This is a genomic window from Chryseobacterium defluvii (assembly GCF_003634775.1).
In the GTDB taxonomy this organism is placed as follows: domain Bacteria; phylum Bacteroidota; class Bacteroidia; order Flavobacteriales; family Weeksellaceae; genus Chryseobacterium; species Chryseobacterium defluvii.
Map to the genome: position 1 here is coordinate 881,616 of NZ_RBXB01000002.1, position 23,753 is coordinate 905,368.

The window sequence follows — 23,753 nt, forward strand, 5'->3', positions numbered from 1 at the left end:
AAATTCGTTAGGAAATTAACTACCATGAAAAAACTATTACTTTTCACATTACTTTTCATAACTATTGTAACCAACGGACAGGCTAATTCAAAACCCTTCAATTCTCTTACGGATAAAGATCTTAAAAAGTTTACTTATTCTGAAAATCAATCTGTTATTAAAATATTTAATAAAACAGATAATCCTGATGTGGTCTCTCAATATCTAGAGATCAAAAATAATTTTCTCTATTTTCATTCAGTTATTGAGCACAAGTATAGCAAGACCATTAGATTCAAGAAAGTTATTTTCCAATATGATGACAAGAAAATAGAGTATATTATACCTAAAACAAATGTGAAGTCGTGGAGTTTGCATTATTTTATTGAAGAATCAGATGTGATCATCAGTTCGGAGATGGTTGTTAGATTCAAAGAAATGCTGGATGCCAAATCTAAAATTGAAGTTACACTTGTGGGAGATCCTGAAGTAAAATTCTACTTAAGTAATAAAGAAAAAAAATATTTTAAAAGAATGCTTGAACTCTATGATAAACTTAAAAAATAGATTGTGTGTTTTGAATTAGTTGTAAATCATGTAGATTTTGCTAAATAGAGAGTATGAATTTGATATAAATGATAAATGTCATTACGAACACTATTTTTATTAATTCTAAATAAATATAAATTTGTCTTAATAAAAAATAGAAACCTTGAACTTCTATGATGACATGAAAGATCGTTAAATAAAAGGAATACATATCTAATCATATCCATATCAATTTTTTGTTTTTTTTAACCGGTGAGCCATATCTCATCGGTTTTTAATTTATAGAAGCGGATTTTCCGTTTTGACTACTTCTTACCCCAATTTGGCAACTCTACTCTTTTATTGAAAGCAGAACTTTGTCTTGTAATTTTAAAAGAATAAAAAATGAAAACAATTTTTATAACAGGAGCTTCTACCGGATTAGGAAAAGCTACTGCCAGATTATTTCAAAGTAAAGGATGGAATGTAATTGCTACGATGAGAAATCCTGATTCAGAAACGGAGCTTGCCACATTGGAAAATGTAACATTGCTTCCACTGGATGTCACCAATTTAGAGCAGATACAGACCACTGTAAAAAAAGCTCTTGAAATCAGTGATATTGATGTAGTTTTCAATAATGCGGGCTATGGTTTGATAGGACCTTTGGAAGCATTATCTGATGACCAGATTTTAAAACAGCTGGATACTAATTTATTAGGAGTAATTCGTGTAACTAAAGCTTTCATTCCGTATTTCAGAGAGAGAAGAGAAGGACTGTTTATTTCAACTACTTCCATTGGCGGATTGATAACCTTTCCATTAGGTTCAACTTATCATGCTACCAAATGGGCGCTGGAAGGATGGAGTGAAAGCATGGCTTTCGAACTTAATACATTCGGAGTACATATTAAAACAGTTTCTCCCGGAGGAATAAAAACTGATTTTATGAGCCGTTCCCTGGATATGGCGACTCAACCTGAATATGAAGGAATGATCAACACCATGTTTTCAAATACTGAAAGCATGATGGATGGTGCCTCTACTGCTGAAGAAATTGCTGAAGTAGTTTATCAGGCCGCAACCGATGGTAAAAAGCAATTGAGATACGTCGCAGGGCAAGATGCAAAAGCTTTGTATGCACAACGTTTGGAACTGGGAGACGAAGCATTCAGGGAGCAGTTTGGCAAACAGTTTATTTAAAACTTCAATGGATAGCCACACGGGAACCGGAATCTGTGTGGCTTTTACTTGTTTAAATTCATACATTTATATCATGGAAAAGAAAGATATTACCCCGCTGAAGATTTCATCCATTTCTGAACTACATCATTTATTAATGCTTCCAAAGCCGCTTCATCCTATGATCAGCCTGGTGGATAATACTAAAATGAGTGTAAATACAGAACTGCTTAATAAAAATTTCGTATTAAATTTTTATAAGATCTCCTATAAGATCTCTGTAAACGGGAAAATGGGGTATGGGCAAGGCTATTATGATTTCAATGAAGGCGGTATGATGTTCACTGCTCCCAATCAGGTTTTATCTACAGATGAAGGTGCCGAATATTATGGATATACCTTATTCATTCATCCAGATTTTATCAGAAACTATCCATTAGGAAAAACAATCAAGAAGTACGGCTTTTTCTCTTATGATACCGATGAAGCGCTGCATTTATCAGATAAAGAAAAAAATAATATTCTAAGTCTTTTAGATAGTATTAATGAGGAATTACATACATCCATTGATGAAATCAGCCAGGATGTAATTGTCTCTTATATTGAAGTTTTATTGAATTACAGTAATAGATTTTATAAACGGCAATTCATTACCCGGAAAGCGGTCAGTAATAATTTGCTCTCAAAAATGGAACAGCTCCTGGATGATTACTTCAATCAACAGGAAACGCTGACGAAAGGGCTTCCTACCGTTGAATTTCTTGCTTCGGAACTTAATCTTTCACCCCACTATCTAAGTGATATGCTGAGAAACCTTACCGGGCAAAGTGCTCAGCAACATATTCATGAAAAATTAATTGAAAAAGCTAAAGAATATCTTACAACAACTGATTTTTCAGTAGCGGAAATAGCCTATCATCTCGGCTTCGAGCATTCCCAGTCTTTTAATAAACTATTCAAAAAGAAAACCAATACGACTCCTTTGAGCTTTAAGCAGTCTTTTAATTAAAATTTATTTATTCCTTCTAATTGTAATACAATGAAAAAAAGTGCAGGCCTATTACTATTCAAGAAAAGTAAAGAGGGATTATTGTATTTCCTCGTCCATCCCGGAGGTCCTTTCTGGAAAAATAAAGATTTGGGATCCTGGTCAATTCCTAAAGGCGAAATGTCGGATGATGAAGATGCTCTTGAGCGGGCCAAAATAGAATTTCAGGAAGAAACAGGCCAGGAGATTGCAGGTGAATTTATTCCATTATCCGCTATCCAACAGAAGGGAGGGAAAATAGTGTACGCATGGGCTGTAGAAGGAGATGTAGACCTCAGCTCGTTAAGCAGCAATACTTTCGATCTGGAATGGCCGCCAAAATCCGGTAAAATACTCCAGGTTCCGGAAGTAGATCAATGGGAATGGTTTACCTTAAATGAGGCCAAATCTAAAATTAATCCTGCTCAAGTTTCATTTTTGTTGGAAGTACAAAAGTTATTGGAAAGCAATATATAATATGGTTTTATTAAAAAAAATACAGGTTAAATAAAGCATATTTAATTAAAAGGCATAAAATATGCTTGTATTGTAATATATAACTTTAAAATTTTTTAGTCATGAGAAGTATATTATGGTTAATTGCAGTCATTTGTATTGTTGTATGGCTTTTAGGAATGTTAGGAGTTGTACCGGGAATCAGCACAGGGTATTTACTGCATGTCTTGCTGGTCATTGCCATTATTGTGATCCTGTATAATATTATTACAGGCAGAAAACCCCTTGATTAAATTAAATCCCGCTCAAAAAGCGGGATTTAATTTTAGCAATTGCCTATAAATAGGCTTCAAATAGTTGGTCTTACTCTTAGGCTAATCAGGAAGTTTAAAAGAATTCTTATTCAATATGTCAATTTCATCTTTACCGCTATATTTTTATAATAAATTCTTTTTTATGTTATTGTAATTCAGTTGGGTATGAAAAATTGACAGCATTTCTGAAAAAAAGTCATACGCTGGCCAATGGTATTTTTTTTGTAGTATTTGAAAAAAGCCGGCCGGCTTAGGCATTTTTAATTTTTTGTTTAACTAAATAAAAGAGGTTATTATGAATCTAGCAAAAAGGAATTGGAATTTTCCATTGATTCCCTCAATGTTCGAGGATATGTTTAACCGAGAGCTTTTAAATTGGGGAAACAGCAATTATTCATCAACGAGTACAACAGTGCCGTCTGTGAATATTAAAGAAACAGGTGATGCCTATGAAGTAGAAGTAGCAGCACCCGGCATGGAAAAAAATGATTTTAAGGTTACACTGGATGGTAATCTTTTAACCATATCTTCTTCAAAAGAAGATCAAAGGGAAGAGAAGAATGACAATTATACAAGGAGGGAATTTAGCTACCAATCCTTCCAAAGAAGCTTTCAGCTTCCAAAAGATGTGGTGGATCAGGATAACATCAATGCCAGATATGATAACGGCTTGTTGCGTCTGACTATTCCTAAGAAGGAAGAAGCTAAAAAGAAAGAACCTCGGTTAATTGAGATTTCTTAATAAAAAAGAGGCTGTTTTAAAATAAAACAGCCTCTTTTTTATTGCTATAACATTGAGGATGACTCATTGCTCATTAAACTTTTACTTTCAATCAATACGCACTTCGCTATGTCATCAAGGGTAAGTCGTTTTTGAATCAGCTGATTTTAACAAAATTTGTTTAAAGTAATTGTAGGATAAAAACGAAATGATAAATTTGTCTTCTAATTTTATAACTGTATCATCCTCTACCAATAATAACAACAATACCAATATGGAAAAAGCTAATCTAAAAACACTTGGGCTTATTGGTGGAACGTCCTGGCATTCCACCGTGGAATATTATAGTATTATGAATCAAAAGACAAATGATATTTTCCAAAATAATACTAACCCGCCATTGGTATTGATTAATCTGGATCAACATCATATACACCTGCTACAGCAGTCAGGAAGGTGGGATTCCATAGCGATGATTTTGGCCGATGCGTGTGACAGGTTGCAAAAAGCGGGTGCTGAAGCGGTGCTTTTCTGCGCCAATACTCCACACAAAGTGTATGATGAGGTACAGAGGCATAGCGCCATTCCTATTTTGCATATTGGAGATGCAATAGGGAATGCTATTACGAAAATGGGACTAAACCAGGTAGGTCTTATAGGAACAATATTTACTATGGAAGAACCTTTTATTATACAATGGTTGAAAGATAAATATAATGTTGATACTATCGTACCGAATGACAAAGAACAAAGACAGGAGCTCCACTCCATAATACAAAAAGAATTATCGTTGGGCGTTTTAAAACCGTCAACAAAGAAATATGTTCTTGATCAAATGCTTTCATTGAAAGCCGGGGGTGCAGAGGGAATCATACTAGGATGTACCGAGTTTCCGCTCCTTATACAACAGGAAGATATAGATATCCCGATATTTAATACCACATTACTTCATGCACAAGCCGGGGTTGACTTTATTATAGGCTAGGAGAGCTGTATTTACTTTTGTATTTTAAAAAGTAAAAACAGGAATTATGATTATAAAATACATAATTCCTGTTGAGTAGCCCCACCAGGAATCGAACCTGGATCTAAAGTTTAGGAAACTTCTATTCTATCCATTGAACTATGAGGCCTGATGCCTCAAAGATAAGAAGAAAATGACACTGAAAAAAAGTCCAAAAAAAGAATCCGTTCTTTAGGAACGGATTCAATAGATAAAACATCTCATTTTTTTAATTAGACAACAATAAAAAAGCACAGCCGACAATGCTGTGCTTAAATTTTTATTTCAAATTTAATTGCAATTTCAAAGCTGAAAAAAGCAAAAAATGTTTCCACCTCAGTTTTATTACATAGTAAATGTAAGTATAATTTCAATACGAAAGATAAATTTAATGTTAAAATTCACAACTTATCCACATTTTTTTGTGGATAACTTCAGGGCTTTAATTCTTTTATAAAATTCCAGATAAAAAAGTTTAATGTTTTTTTCTCCTCGGGGCTTGCTTTATCATCCATTTTACCGTGGTTGATTTGTGTTGGCTGAACAACAATACTGTACTTTTTCTGCTCATTCGAATCGGGAAGTACTCCTTCATCGGCAGGAAAGTCATTGGAGCGTAAGGTATAGATTTTGGGTGCAGAAGTTTTAGGAAGATACATTCTCCGGTGATCCAATGTAATGATCTTATACACTTTTTCCGGATATTTTGTGGCCAATAAAGCGATCATGTCACCTCCGTTAGAATGTCCGATTAGTGTCAGATGCTGATAATCAAGCTCAGGTTTTGTTTTCTTCAGTTCATTCACAACGAACAGGATATTGTCAACACCTCTTTCCCAGAACGGCATGCGTACAATCTGTGGTTTTCCATCTGTAGGAATGAGATCATCGGTTGGAAGCTCATGCTGGATACTCACCACAAAATAACCTTTGGAAGCCAGATTTTCCGTGAGATAAGAATAATGCAGGTAATCTCCGCCTTTATTTTGCCCGTATCCATGGCTGAAAATTACGATTTGCTGATTTGAAATTTTATTTTTCAGATCAGGTCTATAAAAGGCTACAGGAATTGTACGGTTTCTGCTGGTATCATATAATGTTAGAGTATCAAGTTTCACTTTATAGGCGGGGAGGAAAGCAGCTGTCTTTTTAGAATTACAGCTTGACACCAATAAAAGGGTAAAAATACAGAAGGTTAATTTGAAAATCATTTTTCAGGATTTTGGGTGATTCAAAAATAGAATATATCCGGATATTTTAAACATTATTTGTTATCTTTGATTCATCAAAATCTCTTTACACATACTATAACACATTCAGGATAATCTGCCTGAATTTAAGGCTCAGATTTTCCTGAGCCATTCCCGTCTATTATTTCAATTTATGCAAATTGTCGTTGAACAGTTTGTATTTCGATAATCCTAATATAGTAAGAGAATCATATGAAAAAACATACCATTGCCGTAATCGGCGGAACAGGAAAATCAGGACAATATCTTGTCCGGCATCTGTTAAGCGAAGGATATTCCATAAAACTATTACTCCGGAATCCTGAAAATTTCACACTTACAAATTCTTTAATCAAAATTATAAAAGGTGATGTAAGAGATTATAATGCAGTTAATGAGCTGATTAAAGATTGCACTGTGATAATAAGCACTTTAGGACAACCAAAAGGGGAGCGTTCCATATTCAGTGATGCTACCGGAAATATTATCAAAGCCATGAATTCGCATTCTGTTAAAAGATATATTGTAACTACAGGTTTGAGTGTAGATACTCCTTCAGATGCAAAAAATGATAAAATAAGAATGGCGACAGAATGGATGTATGCGAATTATCCTGAAACCACCAGCGATAAACAAAAAGAATATGAACTTCTTATAAAAAGCAGCCTGGACTGGACTTTGGTAAGGCTTCCCCTGATTGTACAAACTTCAGAGACTTTTTCAGCAGAAGCTCATCTGAAAGATTGCAAAGGAGAGAATATAAGTGCCGTAGATCTGGCAGAGTTTTTAGTTTCCCAGATCAATGATGCAGATTACCTGCGTAAAAGTCCTTTTTTATATAATAAGAGAAAAGGATTAATTGATTAAAAGAATAGAGAGTCATTGACTCTCTATTGTATTAATTATTTCAGCTTTTCCTTAATATACTGAGCTGTATGTGACTTTTTATTTTTTATCAGCTCCTCCGGTGTTCCTGCAAATACGACTTCTCCACCATGTTTCCCGGCTTCAGGACCAATATCAATAATGTGATCGGCACACTTGATAATATCGGGTTGATGCTCAATAACAATCACGGAATGCCCTAGGTCAATCAAAGCCTGTAAAGATTTCAGCAATTTTTTGATATCATGAAAATGCAGGCCGGTTGAAGGTTCATCAAAGATGAACAATGTTTTGTCCGTTGTAACTCCTTTCACCAGGAATGAAGCCAGCTTTACGCGCTGAGCCTCTCCTCCTGAAAGGGTAGATGAGCTTTGGCCTAACTGTAAATACCCTAATCCTACTTCCTGTAAAGGGGTCAGCTTAGTTACAATTTTATCCTCACGGTTTTCTCTGAAAAATTCAATGGATTCATCAACGGTCATATGCAGGATATCGGAAATGTTCTTTTCATCGTATTTCACTTCCAGAATCTCGCTTTTAAAGCGTGTTCCCTTACATACTTCACATTCCAGCTCAATATCTGCCATAAATTGCATGGAAACATTGATCACTCCTTCGCCTTTACATTCATCACATCTTCCTCCGTCCACGTTGAAAGAAAAATGCTTAGGCTTATATCCCATCATTTTAGCCGTTTTTTGTTTGGCAAACAAATCCCTGATATCGTCATAAGCTTTTAAATAGGTTACGGGATTAGAACGGGAAGATTTTCCGATAGGATTTTGATCGATCAGTTCAATGTTTTTAATCAGCTTTTTAGGAAATTCAACGGAATCGTAATCGCCTTTTTTTCCGCCCATGCCCAACTGGATCTGAATGTCGTTGGTCAGGATTTCCTTCATTAAAGTAGATTTTCCGCTTCCTGAAACTCCTGAAATTACTACCAGGCTTTCCAGTGGGACATCTACGTCTATATTTTTAAGGTTATTTTGACGGGCTCCCTTGATGTGAATCCATTCTTTAGCTTTTCTTCGTTGTTTAGGAACTTCAATTTCCATTCTGCCGGTCAGATACTTCGAGGTCAGTGTATCTGCATTTTTCAAATCTTTGTAATCCCCTGCAAAAACCAGCTCTCCTCCAAGATATCCCGCTTCCGGGCCTATATCAATAATGTAGTCTGCGGCTCTCATTACATCTTCATCGTGTTCCACCACAATAACGGTATTCCCTAAATCGCGGAGGTTTTTCAATACTTCAATTAAGTTTTCCGTATCTCTGGAGTGTAGCCCGATAGACGGCTCGTCCAAAATATAGATGGAGCCGACCAGGGAACTTCCTAAACTTGTAGCCAGATTGATTCTCTGGCTTTCTCCTCCGGATAGGGTATTGGAAGTCCGGTTCAGCGTTAAATATCCTAAACCTACTTTTAATAAAAATTCAAGACGTGTCGTAATTTCGTAAAGCAGTCTTTTGGCCACTTCCTGATCATGCTCAGACAGCTGCAGGCTCTTAATTAATGGAGAAAGCTCATCCAGCGGGAGCTCGATCATGGATTGGATATTGTGAGCATCAATTTTCACCCAGCTTGTTTCTTCACGCAAACGAAGCCCGTCACAGGTAGGGCATAATGTTTTTCCACGATAACGGGAAAGCATAACGCGGTATTGAATTTTATATAAATTTTCTTCAAGCATTTTGAAGAAATTGTTGATCGATGGAAAACTGCTGCTGCCGTCGCCTTTCCACAAAAAGCTTTTCTGTTCTTTGGTTAATTGATGATAAGGTTTATGAATAGGGAAGTCACCGGCTTTTTTAATAAAAGCTTTTTTCCATTCACTCATACTTTCTCCTTTCCAGGAAACCACAGCATCCTCATAAATGGATAAGGTTTTATTGGGAACCACCAGATCTTCATCAATTCCGATCACTTTTCCGTATCCTTCACAGGCAGGACAGGCTCCATAAGGGTTATTAAAACTGAAAAAATGAACATTAGGTTCCAGAAATTCTATTCCGTCCAGTTCAAATTTATTGGAAAACTCTTTGGTTTTACCTGTTTCTGTATTTTTAAGGGAACAGTATCCTCTTCCTTCATAAAATGCCATCTGGATAGAATCTGCCAATCGTTGAAGAAAGCTTTCATCTTCCTCATAGGAGAAGCGGTCAATAACCAGATTAATGGTCATTCCCTTTTCAGGAGTGAATCCAAAACTTTCAAGATCTTCTATTCCTGCCAGATTTCCATTAATTTCTAGTCGGGTAAATCCGGCAAGCTTTAAAATATTCAGGGTTTCGCTGAAATCAGCAATATTGTATTCCAGGGGAGCTGTCAGTAAAAAAGAATCATTTTCTTTGGAAGCCTTGATGAAATCTACAACATCAGACACGGAATCTTTTTTCACTTCCTCCCCGGAAACCGGAGAATAAGTTTTCCCGATTCTTGCGAATAAGAGTTTCATGTAGTCGTAAATTTCCGTTGAAGTTCCTACGGTAGAACGTGGATTGGAGGAAATGACTTTTTGCTGAATGGCAATAGAAGGAGCCAATCCTTTAATATCATCCACTTTCGGTTTCTCAAGCTTTCCTAAGAACTGGCGGGCATACGAGCTTAAACTTTCCACATATCTTCTTTGCCCTTCTGCATAAATTGTGTCAAAAGCAAGAGAAGATTTACCACTTCCGGAAACTCCTGTGATAACAATGAGCTTATTTTTCGGGATTAATACATCTATGTGTTTCAGGTTGTTAAGGTGTGCATTCTTGACAAAAACCTGTTTTTTTATATCTATTTCTGTAGTTGTAGCCATAGTAAAATTAAGACTAACAAAATTACGAATTTTCAATGTATATTTTTAGTCAATTTCATAGAGAAAATTAAAATAAATTATATAAAAGAATTCCGAAATTTAATTAATTTAATAATCATAATTTGATATTGATAGAATATTATTTATTACTATCATTAAAATTTATAATTTTCATTACTTTTTTTATTTGAACTCTTGTTTTGTGTGTTGAAATTATTTAAAATTGCATTCATAAATATGTAATATAGAATGAGAAAACTATTCAGAGATCTAGTTACACATTTAATGAGAAAAAGATAAAGTATTACTAAATCAGTTTCCCACACAAGATGTAGCTTTTGCTGCATCTTTTTTTATGATAACAATCATTTGCCTGTCTTGGCGAACTCCACTACTTTTGGAACCTGCAAAAACTCTTTCAAAATCAACTGAGAATAAATAATCGGATATGCTAAAAAGAATTGGTAGTGTGTTTTTTATGGGATCTTTACTTTTTGTGAATGCCCAGGAGAAAACGGACGATATTGAAACCATAGAAGTTCAGGGAAAGCTTGTTTCCACCCCTTACAAAAGTGCCAATCAGAATATTTCTGTCATTACTAAAGATGAAATCGCCAACTCGCCCGCAAAAAGCATAGATGAAATTCTTCAGCAGATTCCGGGAATGGATATCAGAAGAAGAGGTGCAAACGGGGTGCAAAGTGATATAGGATTCCGGGGAAGCTCATTTGAGCAGGTTCTTCTCCTTTTAAACGGAATACGAATGAATGATTCCCAGACCGGGCATAATTCGTTGAATCTTCCTTTGGATCTTGAAGATGTAGAACGGATCGAAGTCATTAAAGGTCCTGCGGCAAGAAGATTCGGTCAAAACGCCTATGCGGGAGTAATCAATATTATCACGAAAACATATTCCGGCAAAAAAGTAAGAATAAGCGCCGAAGGGGGAGATTATGAAACTTACGGATTCGGATTGAATGCCCAGCTTGGAAACGAAAAGTTTTCTAATTCGCTTCAGGCTAATTCCAACAGTTCTCAAGGATATATGCATAATACCGATTATGAAATCAGGAATGTATTTTATCAAAGCAGGCTGAATATTAAAAATGGCAATTTAAAACTACAGGCGGGATTTTCCGAAAAGAAATTCGGAGCCAATGGTTTTTATGCTTCACCTAAGGCAACGGAACAATATGAAGAAACTCAGGCTTCTGTTGTAAGTCTTGCCCATCAGCAAAATTTTGGAAAATTAAAATTTAATTCCAATATATATTGGAGAAGAGGACAGGATATGTATCTGTATAACAGGGAAAAACCTGAAATCTACAGAAATATGCATATTGGTAATAATGTGGGCGGAGAAGTGAATTCCAGTTATTCTTGGGGACTGGGAACAACAGGGCTTGGGGTTGAACTGAGAAAAGAATTTTTGGCAAGTAATAACCTTGGGGAGAGAAACCGCTTTGTATCCCAGGTTTTCTTTGAGCATCATTTCTCGTTGCTGGAAAACAGGCTGAATATTTCCCCCGGAGCTTCATGGGCTAATTATTCTAAGGAAGGAAACTTTTTCTACCCGGGATTGGATATAGGGTACAACTTTGACCAGAATAATAAGCTATACGGAAATATTTCAAAAGTCTATCGTGTACCTACTTTTACGGATTTGTATTATTCAAGTAAAACAGAACAGGGGAATATCGATTTGCTTCCTGAAAATGCTGTTTCAGCAGAATTAGGGTATCAGTTTCAGAACGCAAAGCTTTTAGCCAAAGTCAGCGGTTTTATGAGAAATTCCAATAATTCTATCGATTGGGTGAAAAAATCGTTGGAAGATCAGGTTTGGTATGCTCAGAACGTAGGAGAAATAGATACAAAGGGAATTGAAGTGGAGCTGAACCACAAAGTTTTTAACTGGTTAACATATTCCGCCGGATATACGTATCTGGATACTTCTTTTAAAGAATCGAACGGAGTAGTGTCGAGGTATGTATTGGATAATCTGAAGCATCAGTTTGTCGCTAAACTGGAGACCAGATTCCTGAAATATTTCACTCATGAATTTATTTACAGATATAATGAAAGGGTGAATTTGGGAAGCTATAACCTGTTGGATCAGAAAACAAGCTATACTCAAAATGACTTTTCAATCTATGTACTCATTAATAATGTTACGAGAACGAAATATACGGAAACGTTTGGGGTTCAAATGCCTGACAGATGGTTCCATGTAGGATTCTCTTATAATATTAATGTTAAGTAAACTTAATATTACCGAATTGTTAAATCCTATATTTTTGCAAAAATTTTTTTTCATGAAACTTGTATTAAGCCTAAGCTTATTGCTTACCATTACATTTTTTAAAGCACAAGAACATATCTCCAGCTTCAATGCACTGACTTTAACATACAAGTTTCATCCTAAATTTTTCCTATATGCAGAAGGTCAGTTAAGAGGTAATGAGGATTTTACTTATCCGGATTATTATGAAATTAAAGGAGGATTAGGATATAATCTTACCAAAAATCATAAACCATTTGTAGGCCTTGGGAGATACGCCAATTACAAAAATCACTCTTTAAGCAGGGAAGAATTCAGGGTTTGGTTACAGGATGTCATCGATATTAAAAAAGGTATCGTAAAATTTGAAAACCGTTTTCGTGCAGAAAAGAGCTGGTTTTATGAGCCAAAAACGGATAAAACCTCACAGAGAATGAGATATCGTTACCGGTTGAATATTACCGTTCCTTTAAATGCCCAAAAAGTAGAACCTGGGACCTTGTTTGCCAATGTATACGACGAAGTTTTCTTTGTAACCCCTATGAAACCGACTTTTGCGAGAAACAGGGTATATGGTGGAATTGGCTATCAGATTGATGATAACTTTGGATTGGCAACGGGATATCTTTGGCAAAGAGAATTTGAAGCTGCAGGGAACAAAAACCTTCACTTCGTGTATCTGGCTTTAAACATCAATATAGACGGTACCAAACACGAAACAAAAACTTACGATTTCCCCGGAGCCGACTAATATTTCTCAATCAAATACCGGTATGCTTTCAGGTATTTGTTGAATCTCTTGATGTCTTTGGGTGTTAATTCCCGGTTTACTCTTCTGAGGTCCATATTATCACGAAGATCATTCAGTTTTACGGCGACAGCCAAAGGAGATCTTTCTGTTCTTTTTACAAAATCGTCATAGTTCTCTTCCGGGTCAAATTTGGTAAGGCAGCTGATGGCGAATAAAATATATTCCGGGAAGCCTTCTGTTCTGAGAAATTCGAGGCTGAACTCTTCCGGATGATCTTCCACCACATCATGGAGCACCCCCACAATCTTTTCATCGATGGTTTTACCATATTCCATTACCCTCATCACATGTGCAATGTAGGGAGCATGGTATTTGTCAGTCTGGCCTTTATGTGCTTTGTCAGCAATTTTTATTGCTTTATGGAGTAATTCTTCTTTTGTCATTCTGGTCACAATGGATTACAAAAATAAAAAATGCCCCAACATTTCGAGGCATTTTTGTATCAATATTTTCACATATTACAAGTTTGTTTCATCTTCTACGGATGCATGGTGGGCATTGCTTTTTACGGATTCAATTCCGTTTTCCATGCCGTTTTCAGATTCATACATCTGGCTGTTGCCTATTACCTGTCCGTTAGCGGCTTTAAGATTGAAATAATATCTGTTATCCGAAGCAGTTTTTCGCTCAAATTTTGAATCATCCTGAGCATTGGTTTTTACAGATTCAATTCCGTTTTCACACGCTGTCTTGGAACCGTATCCCTGACTGGTTAAAATGACTTGTCCGTTTCCCGCTTTAAGATTAAACTGAAAATCACCGTTTGTTCGTTTAGAGATAATAAATTTTCCCATGATATTAATATTTAGTTAAAGGTTTTTAGCTTTTATTTGGATATCTGTTTTTTAAAGACTGTCAGGATTTTTTGTTTTCAAGTCAGATTTTTTGAAACCCTATTTTTCATTACTGGAAAATCAACAATAAAAATCCATAAAGCATTCTACATTTAATATTTTTAATAAAAATAAAAAAAAATTATTGAAAATAAAAAAAACGTCTCAAAATGAGACGTTCAAAATCAAATTATATGTTTAAAGAGACTAATATGTTCCTTTTTCAATATAATGAGCGGCAATTTTTTCAGTTAAAGCTACTACATTCGGATGATTGGTATATTTGGTAAATCTTCTTAATCCGGAAAGCATCATTCTCTGCTCATCACCTTCAGCGAAAGAAACAATTCCTTCTTTGGCAGCTACAATAATTTTTTCCACAGCCCTGTAAAGATTTAGCTGAGCCATTGCAGCTTCCACAGAATCAGCTGAGAAGTGTTTTTCTACTCTTAAGACCGTTGATTCCGCCATGTAGATCTGGTTGAGGATTTCAGAAGCATTCAATAGTAAATGTTGCTGTTTCTCAATATCCATCATATATTTTTGAAGGGCTGCCCCTGAAACCATTAAGAAAACTTTCTTAAGATTTGCAATAATTGCTTTTTCCTCACTCATGAAGGCAGAATAATCAGGAACTTCAAATGACGGAATTCCCATCAATTCTTTGCTGATGGCCATTGCAGGGGATAATAAATCCAATTCTCCTTTCATAGCTCTTTTAATCAACATTCCAACTGCTAATAATCTGTTGATTTCGTTGGTCCCTTCATAGATTCTTCCAATTCGGGCATCTCTCCATGCAGATTCCATTGGAGTATCTTCTGAGAATCCCATTCCACCGTAGATCTGGATTCCTTCATCAGCTGTGGTTTGAGTAAGATCAGATACGAAAACTTTAAGAATGGAAGCTTCTACCGCAAATTCCTCAACACCTTTTAATTCAGCCTGTTGATGATCCATTCCTCCGGAAACCAGTTCTTCAATCTTATCTTCAACATTTTTAGCCAAACGGTAAGAACCGGCCTCACTTACGAAAATGCCTGTCGCCATTTCCGCAATTTTCTTTCTGATGGCTCCGAAAGTTGAGATAGAAACGCCAAACTGTTTCCTCTCATTTGAATATTGAATAGAGTGATTTAAAATTCTTCTTTGCCCGTCAAGATTGGCCGCTGCTAATTTAATTCTACCAACATTCAAAGCGTTTAAAGCGATTTTGAAACCATTATTTCTTTCCCCCAGCATATTTTCTACAGGAACTTTCATGTCATTGAAGAAAACCTGACGGGTAGAAGATGAACGGATTCCCAATTTATGCTCTTCCTCACCTAAGGTCAGACTGTTTGGATCTTCCAGTTCTGAGCGGTTAATCACAAAACCGGTAATGTTTTTATCATCATCAATTTTTGCAAACAATGTAAATGTATCTGCAAAACCGGCATTGGAAATCCACATTTTTTGCCCGTTGATGATGTAATGTTTTCCATCTTCAGAGAGTCTGGCTCTTGTTTTTCCTGAATTGGCATCAGAACCGGCATCAGGCTCTGTCAAGCAATAAGCACCGAATTTTGTTCCTGTAGCCAAATCCGGCAGATATTTCTTTTTTAGCTCTTCGGTTCCATAAAGAAGAGTAGGAAGGGTCCCGATTCCGGTATGAGCTCCATACGCTGTTGCCAATGAACCATTTCCTCCGGAAACATAGTCACAAGCCAACATGGTGCTTACGAATCCCATTCCAAGCCCGCCATATTCCTCCGGAACAGCAACGCCTAAAAGGCCCATTTCTCCAAGTTGACGCATTTTTTCTTCAGTCAGTGCATAGTCTTTTTTCTCAAAACGATCATGCTGCGGAACAACTTCACGGTCTATAAATTCTTTCGCAGAATCGCGAAGCATTTTTTGTTCTTCCGAAAGTTCTTCTAAAGAGAAGATTTCGTTTGCAGGAATTTCTTTGATCAGGAATTCTCCTCCTTTTAGTGTTTTATTAAGTGTATCACTCATTATTTTATTATTTTAAATTTTAGATTATAAATTATAAATTATTGATTCTCTGTTATAAATTTTCAGATGAAGTTTTAATGATTCTAGTTAAAATATTAATGATGCTTTCAATGTCTCTCAAATAAGTATCTATTTCAATCCTAACTAAATTCGAAGATTGATAAAGCCTTAACCAATATTTTGTTTCTCTTGCTTCTTTATTGGCAATTGACAGTTTTGCGATAAAATCTTTTTTAGACTGTGCAGCAATTGCTTCTTCTACATTTGCGCCAATTGAAGTTCCACAACGAAGAATTTGTTTTGATAAAATAAACTCATTTTGAGATTTACATTCAGTATAAAATTTAATTATTCTTAAAGCAAATTCAAATGTTTTTATCTGAATTAAATTATCTTCTTTGAAACTCATTCATCTAAAATTTATAATTTAAAATCTATAATTAATTAAAGAAGCTCGAAAATTGAAGCTGCTCCCTGTCCTGTTCCTACACACATGGAAACCATTCCGTACTTGTTTCCGCGTTTTCTCATTTCGTCAAGAAGCTGAACTGTTAACTTTGTTCCGGTACATCCAAGAGGGTGCCCCAAAGCAATAGCACCTCCGTTTACATTGAGAATGTCAGGATTCAGGCCTAATTCTTTTTTGATAGCAACGGATTGAGAAGCAAAGGCTTCGTTCAATTCGATTAATTCGATGTCTTTTAATTCTAGACCGGCTTGTTTCAAAGCTTTTGGAATTGCATAAATGGGTCCCATTCCCATGATTCTTGGCTCAAGCCCGGCTGCTGCATATGCTACCAGTCTTGCTTCGGGTTGTAGCCCTAGTTCCTTTACCATTTCTTCACTCATAACCATTACGAAAGCGGCTCCGTCACTCATTTGAGATGAATTTCCGGCCGTTACACTTCCGCCATTGGCGAATACGGGTTTTAATTTGGCAAGACCTTCCAGTGAGGTATCTGCTCTTGGACCTTCATCCACAGAAAAATCAAATTTTTTAGTCTGCATTTTCTGGTTTTCATCCAGGAAATTATATTCAACAGGAATTGGAACAATCTGATTGGCAAATCTTCCTTCCTGATTCGCTTTTAAAGCCTTCATATGAGATTCAAAAGCAAACTGATCCTGTTCTTCTCTGGTGATTTTATATTGTTTGGCTACTTCTTCGGCAGTGTAACCCATTCCCCAGTAATAATCAGGGTTTGTTTTGGCGATGTCGGTCTCAGGAACCGGTTTGTAGCCACCCATCGGGATATAAGACATGGATTCTGTACCCCCTGCGATGATGCAATCTGCCATTCCTGCCTGAATTTTTGCAGAAGCAATCGCAATCGCTTCACTTCCCGATGCACAGTATCTGTTGACCGTAACTCCCGGAACTTTATCTGTATTGAGTCCCATCAGTGAAATCAAACGGGCAACATTCAGGCCTTGCTCAGCTTCCGGCATTGCATTTCCTACGATAAGGTCGTCAATCCTGTTTTTGTCTAATTGCGGAAGCTCAGCCATTAATTTTTCAATAACTGTAGCCGCCATTACATCGGGTCTTGTAAATCTTAAACTTCCTTTTGGAGCTTTTCCAACGGCAGTTCTGAAACCCTTTACTATATATGCTGTTTTCATAAATTGTATAATGTATTAATGTATAATGTACAATGTATTTTAAGTGTTAACTTGAATAAACTTGTTTCAGTTTAATAATCATATTTTGAATATGTTGTATTTCAATAAGAGTTTTCTGAAATCTGTCTTCCGGAAAAAATTCAGATTCCTTTGCTATTGTAATTTGAGTTTCAAACTCAAATGAAGAACCCAATGCAATATTTAAAAAATGTGAAAATTGTGCCTTAGTGTCTCTTCCTGCTCCCTTAGCTATGTTAGAAGGAATAGAGTATAAACATCTTCTTGATTGAGAAGTAAGACCAAATAATTCATCTTTTGGAAATTCTTTGGAAAAGAAATAATACATTTTACAAAGTTGAATTGATTTTTTCCAAACCTCCAATTGCCTGAAATCATGCATACTAAAAAATATTTTTTACGTTAATACTTTTTACATTTTACAGAATAATCTAGTTTCTCAATGGTTTTCCATTCTGTAACATGTACTGAATTCTCTCCAACGTTTTTCTTTCGCCGCAAAGCTGAAGGAAAGTTTCTCTTTCAAGATTCAATAAGTATTGTTCCGTAACGACAGTAGGTTCAGAAAGATTTCCTCCCACCATTACGTTGGCTAATTTATCTGCAATTTTCTTGTCATGCTCAGAAATATAATTTCCGGTCAGCATCTGGTCGGTTCCTACGTAGAACATTCCCAAAGCATCTTTACCTAAAACTTTTACTTTCTGTTCTATAGGTTGTGTATATCCTTGTTCTGCCAATAATTTTGCGATTTTTTTAGCTTCTGCGATCTGTCTGTTTTTGCTTACGGAAACGATATCTTTTCCTTTTTCAAGGATTCCCATATCATAAGCTTCATAAGCTGAAGTTGCTACTTTACCCATTGCAATATTCATAAAGGCATCACGAAGCCTGTTGTTTTTCACATCATCATTATGGAATTCTCTTGACGTTCTCAGTGTCAATTCTTTTGTTCCACCACCGCCGGGAATCACACCAACTCCGGTTTCTACCAATCCGATATATGTTTCTGCTGCGGCAACCACTCTGTCGGCATGCATAGTCATTTCGCAGCCTCCGCCTAATGTCATTCCGTGAGGAGCAACCACCACAGGAATAGAGGAGTAGCGAACTCTCATCATCGATTTCTGAAAATAAGCGATCGCCATATTCAGATCATCCCAATCCTGCTCGATAGCCATCATTAAAATCATTGCTAAATTTGCTCCTACAGAGAAATTCGCACCCTGATTTCCAATAACTAATCCGTCATATTCTTTTTCAGCCAGATCAATAGCCCTGTTGAGTCCATCCAACACTTCACCCCCAAGAGAGTTCATTTTTGAACGGATCTCGAAGTTGATAATTCCATCGCCTAAATCCTCAATAGCAGCCCCTGAATTACTCCAAAGTGTTTTGTTTTTTCTGATATTATCTAAAATAATAAAGGCATCCTGGCCTGGAATTTTATTGTATTGCCCTGAGCTTTTGTCAACGTAAATGCTTTGTCCTTCATCATTAACCTTATAGAAGGTCTCTACATTTTTAACCCAGTCTGAAACTTCGTAGCCGGCTTCTTTAGCCAATTCAATACCTTTTTGGACCCCTACGGCATCCCAGATTTCAAAAGGCCCGTTTTCCCAGCCGAAACCTGCTCTCATGGCATCATCAATTTTATAGATATCATCCGAGATTTCAGGTACTTTATGAGAAACATACGAGAATAATGCTCCTAAGGATTTTCTGTATAATTCACCTGCCTTATCTTTTCCGCCGATTAAAACTTTGAATCTGTCAATCGGTTTGTCAATAGTTTTTGTTAGTTCCAGTGTAGGGAAGGATGATTTACCCTGAAGCTCATATTCTAATGTATCAAGGTTCAATCCGTGGATTTCAGATTTCCCCTCAGCATTTTTTACTTTTTTATAGAATCCCTGTTCTGTTTTTGATCCCAGCCATTTATTATCTACCATTTTCTGGATATAGCCAGGAAGTGCAAATACGTCATTGAAATCATTGGCTTCCGCTCCGCTCTGACGAACTCCGTTGGCAACCATTACCAATGTATCCAGACCTACAACATCTGCTGTTCTGAATGTAGCAGATTTTGGACGTCCGATAACAGGTCCGGTTAATTTATCAACATCGGAAACCGTCAAACCTAATTTTTGAACGTTGTGAAGCAAATCCATCATGGAGAAAACTCCGATTCTGTTGGCAATGAATGCAGGAGTATCTTTAGCTAAAACGGTTGTTTTACCTAAGAATTTTGCTCCATAGTTCATGTAGAAATCTATAATTTCAGGATCTGTATCGCTTGTAGGGATGATCTCTAAAAGAGGAAGATATCTTACAGGATTAAAGAAGTGTGTTCCTGCAAAATATTTTTTAAAGTCCTCACTTCTTCCCTCCGTTAATAGATGGATGGGAATTCCTGAGGTATTAGAAGAAATTAATGTACCAGGTTTTCTGAACTGTTCGATTTTTTCATAGACGGATTTTTTAATATCGAGTCTTTCCACTACCACTTCAATAATCCAATCCGTATCTTTTATTTTTGGTAAATCGTCATCAAAGTTTCCGATTGTAATTCTGTCAGCAAATTTCTGTGAATAGAGCAAAGCCGGGCTGGCTTTTTTCAATTTCTCAAAGTTTTCGGCAGCAATTCTGTTCCTTACTGCTTTATGTTCCTTTGTCAAACCTTTTTTCTGTTCAGCCTCAGTCAATTCAAAAGGAACAATATCCAGCAAAGATACTTCCACGCCAATGTTGGCAAAGTGCGCTGCGATACCGCTTCCCATAATTCCTGAACCGAGAACCGTTACATGTTTGATTCTTCTTTTCATCTGTAAATTATTATTTATTTGTTAATTGGTCAGATGGAACCTTTCGGTTTCATTTTAATTTATTTTCTGTTGTTTAGATCGTTGGCAATTTTCATAATTTCAGTCATAACGTCCTTGAAAACTTCCATTTTCTCAGAAGGAATTCTTTCCATTACTTTTTTGTTGAAGTTCACTACAACTTCCTTTGAAAGGTTTCTTGAGTTTAAGCCTTTTTCGGTAAGCTTAATGATCACTTCACGTTTATCGGTGGTAGTTTTTTCCTTATAGATATATCCGTTATCTTCCAGAAGCTTGATGATTCTGGTTAAAGAAGTGGGTTCAATAGCCATTTTAGGTCCCAGGTTTGTACTTCTTGTACCTTCCTTTGGATCTATTTTAAGAAGTGTAAGAGCCTGAACGGCTGTTGAATCGTACTCATGAGCCATATCAGAGTACATTTTCGAGACAGACAACCAGGTCTGCTTTAAAATTAAGTCTACGTTTTCTATTTTATCCTTGTTATTATCCATCATTTTTCTTGTAATGGTTTTATCCAAATTTAGTAAATATTATGCATGCATAGCATTTATTTACGTTAATTTTTGTTAAACATCTGATAATAAATGGATTAAATTATATGATAAGCATAATATTATGCATGCATAGTATGTGATATAATTAAAGAAAACTAAGTATTAATGAATGTTCTTAATGAAATTAATGATTTCTTCAAAAGATTCGCATTCGTGTTTTAAATTGTTATCAGAAATCACCCAAAAGTCATTATGAAATTCAAAACTAAAATCTGAAAGGTCTTTTTGAAAGTTTTTTTGAAGTAAGGAATACAACATTTCCTTATGAAAAGCCGGTGCTGAGATTTTGGGAGCAACAAAGTTTTCATTCACCTGAAATAATGAGGCGTTGGTTAATTCTTTATGTCCTAGAAGAATATCTTCAACAATTCCGGAATAGAGTTGATTGTCTTTGATATACCATATCTTATCTGCAAATTCTTTGGCTAATCGCCAGTCATGGGAGGAAAAAAGAATAAGTTTTTGCTGTTCTTTAGCTAATTTCCGGAGTGTTTTGAGAATGATGATTTTATTTTTTTCATCCAGGTGGGTAGTCGGTTCATCCAAAATAATTACCGGTGAATTTTGGGTTAACGCTCTTCCGATAAAAGCTTTTTGAAGGTTACCATCTGAAAGGTTTCTGAGGGATGTGTGTTTATATTGAGCTAAATTCAGTTCTTCGATGATTTCTGAAACTTCATCCCTGTCTTTCTTCTTCAATTCGAAATAAAAAGGATAGTAAATATATTTTCCCAAAGAAATCAGGTCTTCAACCGTATAATTCTGGGGAACAATCGATTTAGAAAAAACGACGGCAATATTTTCGGCAATTTCTTTAACCGAAAGACCTTTTACATTCTTATTATTAATCAAGATTTCCCCATTTAGTAAAGGAATCTGATGTAAAATAGATTTGATCAAAGTGGTTTTTCCTACACCGTTATTACCGATCAACAAGCACACGTCCCCCAATTTCAACTCTGCATTGGCATTTGAAATTAGACGGCTAGTATACCCAATATTGGCTTGTTTGACGTGCAGGTGCATTTACTTTGTTTATTTTATTTCGTTAGTTTTTGTTATCGAAATTGATTCATTCCATCAAACCTTATTCTGTTTCAAAAGCATAAATAATATCACAGGAATTCCAAATATAGAGCTTATTACATTCAAAGGGATCATTGTTTTCTCTGCAATAATGGAAAATAAAATCATGATCAACATGCCTAACAACATGTTCAAAATCCACTGCTGCCATAACTTGGCGGGATTATAGATCAGCCTGCAGAAGTGGGGTACAATTATTCCTATAAATAAAATGGGTCCCAGGAATGCCGTAATGGAGGCTGAAAGCAGAGAAGATGCGGTGATGATCAATAGTTTCAGATGCTGCAAATTAACCCCTAAGCTATGAGCATATGAGCTTCCTAATGAATTCCCTATCAAAGGCTTGATGGTTCTAAAGCAAATAAATAATCCTGCAAGGACTAATAAAGATAATACCCAGATCTGGTTTCTCGTCACCATATTATTGGCTCCGAATGACCATAGAATATAGTTTTTCAAACTTTGATTTTCGGCATAGAGCTGTAGTAAAGAAACAAATGCCCCCGCAAATGCAGAAACTAGAAACCCAAATATAATGAGGTATGATTTGTCCTGAAATTTATTAGACATAGATAACAAAACCAACATCAGCAGTAAGCTTCCTCCAATAGCGGATATACTGAGAAAACTGTTTTGTAAAAATTCCGGTAACTGAATGTCTGAGGAAAAGAATATATAAAATGCCACTGATAAACTGGCTACAGAAGTAATCCCTAAAATATCGGGCCCTGCCAGAGGATTCTGGAAATATTCCTGCATCAGAAAGCCGGAAGTGGGAATGGAAATTCCTGCCAGAAGCATTACCAAAACCCTGTTAATACGGATCTCAGCAATCTGGCTGTTTCCGGAGTCCTGGACAAAATCATTGAAATTTAAAGTTAAAAATCCTGTGTTCAGATTGATAATCGCAGCAATAATGATAGCGATCAGGAATACCAAACATAGGATTTTAAATGTTTTTGACATTATTCAGAATGAATTCTGTAATATTATTTTAGAAAGGAATTGATCTTAGAGTCCAACAAATCTTCTGACATCATTCCCAGGGTTTCATCCGTTTTATCACCTTTTCTGATATGGGTGAAAGGAATGGAACCTCCGTCCCATTGTTTAAAGTTGTTTTTGAAGAAATTAGGGTCCAGTTTCTGTCCGTCCAGCAAAACAATATGGGCTGCAAGATTGTTTTCTTCTGCGAATTTTTTAACGGCACCGTTCCATTCAGATTTATCATCCAGGCTTATGAAGGTAAATTTTACAGGTTTACCTTGAAGCTCCTGCATTTTGTCTTTAAAATGAGGAATCTCTCTCATACACGGACCACACCAGGTTGCAAAGAAATTAGTAACATATAGAGTGTCATTATTTTTGGCTAAAATCTGACTTACTTTTTCAGGAGACGCTTCAGGACTGCTGTAAGCTGTACTTTCAGGCTCCGGGTTTTGTGCCACAGCAGCTGAATCTGCAGGTGGAGTGGTATCGTCAGTTCTCTGACCTTCCTTTTTACATCCCGTAAGAGCAATCAGCACAAGCGTGGATAAAATTATCTTCTTCATAAATTATTTTTTATCTATTTTTGAA

23 protein-coding genes and 1 tRNA gene are annotated in these 23,753 nt (G+C 36.1%); 10 read left to right on the forward strand and 14 right to left on the reverse strand.

Going from position 1 to position 23,753, the window contains the following annotated elements; genetic code table 11:
* The first annotated feature begins 24 nt into the window (after window positions 1-24).
* The 7 genes from BCF58_RS10800 to BCF58_RS10830 all read left to right on the forward strand — a co-directional run bounded on the left by BCF58_RS10800 (window position 25) and on the right by BCF58_RS10830 (window position 5,192).
* On the forward strand, window positions 25-546 hold the full coding sequence (locus tag BCF58_RS10800; RefSeq protein WP_147462054.1) for a hypothetical protein: 522 nt from the start codon (window positions 25-27) through the stop codon (window positions 544-546).
* Between the two features lie 366 nt (window positions 547-912).
* Window positions 913-1,710 carry an SDR family oxidoreductase gene (locus BCF58_RS10805; RefSeq protein WP_121461789.1) on the forward strand — a complete coding sequence of 266 codons (798 nt, stop codon included), beginning with the start codon at window positions 913-915 and terminating at the stop codon, window positions 1,708-1,710.
* Window positions 1,711-1,783: 73 nt separating this feature from the next.
* Window positions 1,784-2,698: a helix-turn-helix domain-containing protein gene (locus tag BCF58_RS10810; RefSeq protein WP_121462048.1), complete on the forward strand. Its 915-nt coding sequence runs from the start codon at window positions 1,784-1,786 to the stop codon at window positions 2,696-2,698.
* Between the two features lie 30 nt (window positions 2,699-2,728).
* Window positions 2,729-3,193: an NUDIX hydrolase gene (locus BCF58_RS10815; protein ID WP_121461790.1), complete on the forward strand. Its 465-nt coding sequence runs from the start codon at window positions 2,729-2,731 to the stop codon at window positions 3,191-3,193.
* A gap of 101 nt (window positions 3,194-3,294) precedes the next feature.
* Window positions 3,295-3,465: a lmo0937 family membrane protein gene (locus BCF58_RS10820; RefSeq protein ID WP_121461791.1), complete on the forward strand. Its 171-nt coding sequence runs from the start codon at window positions 3,295-3,297 to the stop codon at window positions 3,463-3,465.
* Between the two features lie 316 nt (window positions 3,466-3,781).
* Window positions 3,782-4,228 carry an Hsp20/alpha crystallin family protein gene (locus tag BCF58_RS10825; RefSeq protein ID WP_121461792.1) on the forward strand — a complete coding sequence of 149 codons (447 nt, stop codon included), beginning with the start codon at window positions 3,782-3,784 and terminating at the stop codon, window positions 4,226-4,228.
* Between the two features lie 196 nt (window positions 4,229-4,424).
* On the forward strand, window positions 4,425-5,192 hold the full coding sequence (locus BCF58_RS10830; protein WP_170149004.1) for an aspartate/glutamate racemase family protein: 768 nt from the start codon (window positions 4,425-4,427) through the stop codon (window positions 5,190-5,192).
* Between the two features lie 76 nt (window positions 5,193-5,268).
* Here the strand turns inward: BCF58_RS10830 and BCF58_RS10835 are convergent.
* Window positions 5,269-5,340 (reverse strand) — tRNA-Arg (locus tag BCF58_RS10835).
* 304 nt (window positions 5,341-5,644) lie between these two features.
* Window positions 5,645-6,421, reverse strand: coding sequence for an alpha/beta hydrolase family protein (locus tag BCF58_RS10840; RefSeq protein WP_121461794.1), 777 nt, complete (start codon window positions 6,419-6,421; stop codon window positions 5,645-5,647).
* Between the two features lie 231 nt (window positions 6,422-6,652).
* On the opposite strand from BCF58_RS10840, the gene BCF58_RS10845 reads away from it, so the two are divergent.
* The gene (locus BCF58_RS10845; protein WP_121461795.1) at window positions 6,653-7,306 is read left to right on the forward strand and encodes an NAD(P)-dependent oxidoreductase; all 654 of its coding nucleotides are present in this window, start codon (window positions 6,653-6,655) and stop codon (window positions 7,304-7,306) included.
* 35 nt (window positions 7,307-7,341) lie between these two features.
* Here the strand turns inward: BCF58_RS10845 and uvrA are convergent, their stop codons facing one another.
* Window positions 7,342-10,131, reverse strand: coding sequence for an excinuclease ABC subunit UvrA (gene uvrA / locus BCF58_RS10850; RefSeq protein ID WP_121461796.1), 2,790 nt, complete (start codon window positions 10,129-10,131; stop codon window positions 7,342-7,344).
* A 448-nt stretch (window positions 10,132-10,579) separates the two neighbouring features.
* Between uvrA and BCF58_RS10855 the strand changes: the two genes are divergently transcribed.
* Together BCF58_RS10855 and BCF58_RS10860 are read left to right on the forward strand one after the other, a co-directional pair.
* Complete coding sequence (locus tag BCF58_RS10855) at window positions 10,580-12,391, forward strand: TonB-dependent receptor plug domain-containing protein (RefSeq protein ID WP_121461797.1); 1,812 nt, start codon at window positions 10,580-10,582, stop codon at window positions 12,389-12,391.
* A gap of 52 nt (window positions 12,392-12,443) precedes the next feature.
* Window positions 12,444-13,160, forward strand: a complete 717-nt coding sequence (locus tag BCF58_RS10860; RefSeq protein WP_121462049.1) for a DUF2490 domain-containing protein — start codon at window positions 12,444-12,446, stop codon at window positions 13,158-13,160.
* On the opposite strand, the gene BCF58_RS10865 is transcribed toward BCF58_RS10860, so the two are convergent.
* From BCF58_RS10865 to BCF58_RS10915, 11 genes are all read right to left on the reverse strand, one after another.
* The gene (locus tag BCF58_RS10865; protein ID WP_185144834.1) at window positions 13,157-13,603 is read right to left on the reverse strand and encodes a phosphohydrolase; all 447 of its coding nucleotides are present in this window, start codon (window positions 13,601-13,603) and stop codon (window positions 13,157-13,159) included. The two genes, BCF58_RS10860 and BCF58_RS10865, sit on opposite strands and share 4 nt — an antisense overlap.
* A gap of 75 nt (window positions 13,604-13,678) precedes the next feature.
* The gene (locus BCF58_RS10870; protein ID WP_121461799.1) at window positions 13,679-14,014 is read right to left on the reverse strand and encodes a YegP family protein; all 336 of its coding nucleotides are present in this window, start codon (window positions 14,012-14,014) and stop codon (window positions 13,679-13,681) included.
* Window positions 14,015-14,260: 246 nt separating this feature from the next.
* A complete protein-coding gene (locus BCF58_RS10875; protein ID WP_121461800.1) occupies window positions 14,261-16,051 on the reverse strand; it encodes an acyl-CoA dehydrogenase family protein in 1,791 nt (596 codons plus the stop codon).
* Window positions 16,052-16,103: 52 nt separating this feature from the next.
* Complete coding sequence (locus BCF58_RS10880; protein WP_121461801.1) at window positions 16,104-16,460, reverse strand: four helix bundle protein; 357 nt, start codon at window positions 16,458-16,460, stop codon at window positions 16,104-16,106.
* A 35-nt stretch (window positions 16,461-16,495) separates the two neighbouring features.
* Window positions 16,496-17,674 (reverse strand): acetyl-CoA C-acyltransferase, encoded by a 1,179-nt coding sequence (locus tag BCF58_RS10885; RefSeq protein ID WP_121461802.1) that lies wholly within the window; start codon window positions 17,672-17,674, stop codon window positions 16,496-16,498.
* A 46-nt stretch (window positions 17,675-17,720) separates the two neighbouring features.
* A complete protein-coding gene (locus tag BCF58_RS10890; protein ID WP_121461803.1) occupies window positions 17,721-18,074 on the reverse strand; it encodes a four helix bundle protein in 354 nt (117 codons plus the stop codon).
* Window positions 18,075-18,123: 49 nt separating this feature from the next.
* Window positions 18,124-20,517 (reverse strand): 3-hydroxyacyl-CoA dehydrogenase/enoyl-CoA hydratase family protein, encoded by a 2,394-nt coding sequence (locus tag BCF58_RS10895; RefSeq protein ID WP_121461804.1) that lies wholly within the window; start codon window positions 20,515-20,517, stop codon window positions 18,124-18,126.
* Window positions 20,518-20,576: 59 nt separating this feature from the next.
* Window positions 20,577-21,026, reverse strand: coding sequence for a MarR family winged helix-turn-helix transcriptional regulator (locus tag BCF58_RS10900; RefSeq protein WP_121462050.1), 450 nt, complete (start codon window positions 21,024-21,026; stop codon window positions 20,577-20,579).
* A 165-nt stretch (window positions 21,027-21,191) separates the two neighbouring features.
* Entirely contained in the window at window positions 21,192-22,115 is a 924-nt protein-coding gene (locus tag BCF58_RS10905; RefSeq protein WP_121461805.1) for an ABC transporter ATP-binding protein, read from the reverse strand.
* A 54-nt stretch (window positions 22,116-22,169) separates the two neighbouring features.
* Window positions 22,170-23,141, reverse strand: a complete 972-nt coding sequence (locus BCF58_RS10910; RefSeq protein WP_185144835.1) for a FecCD family ABC transporter permease — start codon at window positions 23,139-23,141, stop codon at window positions 22,170-22,172.
* 23 nt (window positions 23,142-23,164) lie between these two features.
* Window positions 23,165-23,728 (reverse strand): TlpA family protein disulfide reductase, encoded by a 564-nt coding sequence (locus tag BCF58_RS10915; RefSeq protein WP_121461807.1) that lies wholly within the window; start codon window positions 23,726-23,728, stop codon window positions 23,165-23,167.
* Window positions 23,729-23,753 lie beyond the last annotated feature (25 nt).

Bases quoted from the DNA above. Each gene is read 5' to 3' on its own strand.
- BCF58_RS10800 (WP_147462054.1), top strand. From the start codon at position 25: ATGAAAAAACTATTACTTTTCACATTACTTTTCATAACTATTGTAACC.
- BCF58_RS10805 (WP_121461789.1), top strand. From the start codon at position 913: ATGAAAACAATTTTTATAACAGGAGCTTCTACCGGATTAGGAAAAGCT.
- BCF58_RS10810 (WP_121462048.1), top strand. From the start codon at position 1,784: ATGGAAAAGAAAGATATTACCCCGCTGAAGATTTCATCCATTTCTGAA.
- BCF58_RS10815 (WP_121461790.1), top strand. From the start codon at position 2,729: ATGAAAAAAAGTGCAGGCCTATTACTATTCAAGAAAAGTAAAGAGGGA.
- BCF58_RS10820 (WP_121461791.1), top strand. From the start codon at position 3,295: ATGAGAAGTATATTATGGTTAATTGCAGTCATTTGTATTGTTGTATGG.
- BCF58_RS10825 (WP_121461792.1), top strand. From the start codon at position 3,782: ATGAATCTAGCAAAAAGGAATTGGAATTTTCCATTGATTCCCTCAATG.
- BCF58_RS10840 (WP_121461794.1), bottom strand. From the start codon at position 6,421: ATGATTTTCAAATTAACCTTCTGTATTTTTACCCTTTTATTGGTGTCA.
- BCF58_RS10845 (WP_121461795.1), top strand. From the start codon at position 6,653: ATGAAAAAACATACCATTGCCGTAATCGGCGGAACAGGAAAATCAGGA.
- uvrA (WP_121461796.1), bottom strand. From the start codon at position 10,131: ATGGCTACAACTACAGAAATAGATATAAAAAAACAGGTTTTTGTCAAG.
- BCF58_RS10855 (WP_121461797.1), top strand. From the start codon at position 10,580: ATGCTAAAAAGAATTGGTAGTGTGTTTTTTATGGGATCTTTACTTTTT.
- BCF58_RS10860 (WP_121462049.1), top strand. From the start codon at position 12,444: ATGAAACTTGTATTAAGCCTAAGCTTATTGCTTACCATTACATTTTTT.
- BCF58_RS10865 (WP_185144834.1), bottom strand. From the start codon at position 13,603: ATGACAAAAGAAGAATTACTCCATAAAGCAATAAAAATTGCTGACAAA.
- BCF58_RS10870 (WP_121461799.1), bottom strand. From the start codon at position 14,014: ATGGGAAAATTTATTATCTCTAAACGAACAAACGGTGATTTTCAGTTT.
- BCF58_RS10875 (WP_121461800.1), bottom strand. From the start codon at position 16,051: ATGAGTGATACACTTAATAAAACACTAAAAGGAGGAGAATTCCTGATC.
- BCF58_RS10880 (WP_121461801.1), bottom strand. From the start codon at position 16,460: ATGAGTTTCAAAGAAGATAATTTAATTCAGATAAAAACATTTGAATTT.
- BCF58_RS10885 (WP_121461802.1), bottom strand. From the start codon at position 17,674: ATGAAAACAGCATATATAGTAAAGGGTTTCAGAACTGCCGTTGGAAAA.
- BCF58_RS10890 (WP_121461803.1), bottom strand. From the start codon at position 18,074: ATGCATGATTTCAGGCAATTGGAGGTTTGGAAAAAATCAATTCAACTT.
- BCF58_RS10895 (WP_121461804.1), bottom strand. From the start codon at position 20,517: ATGAAAAGAAGAATCAAACATGTAACGGTTCTCGGTTCAGGAATTATG.
- BCF58_RS10900 (WP_121462050.1), bottom strand. From the start codon at position 21,026: ATGGATAATAACAAGGATAAAATAGAAAACGTAGACTTAATTTTAAAG.
- BCF58_RS10905 (WP_121461805.1), bottom strand. From the start codon at position 22,115: ATGCACCTGCACGTCAAACAAGCCAATATTGGGTATACTAGCCGTCTA.
- BCF58_RS10910 (WP_185144835.1), bottom strand. From the start codon at position 23,141: ATGTCAAAAACATTTAAAATCCTATGTTTGGTATTCCTGATCGCTATC.
- BCF58_RS10915 (WP_121461807.1), bottom strand. From the start codon at position 23,728: ATGAAGAAGATAATTTTATCCACGCTTGTGCTGATTGCTCTTACGGGA.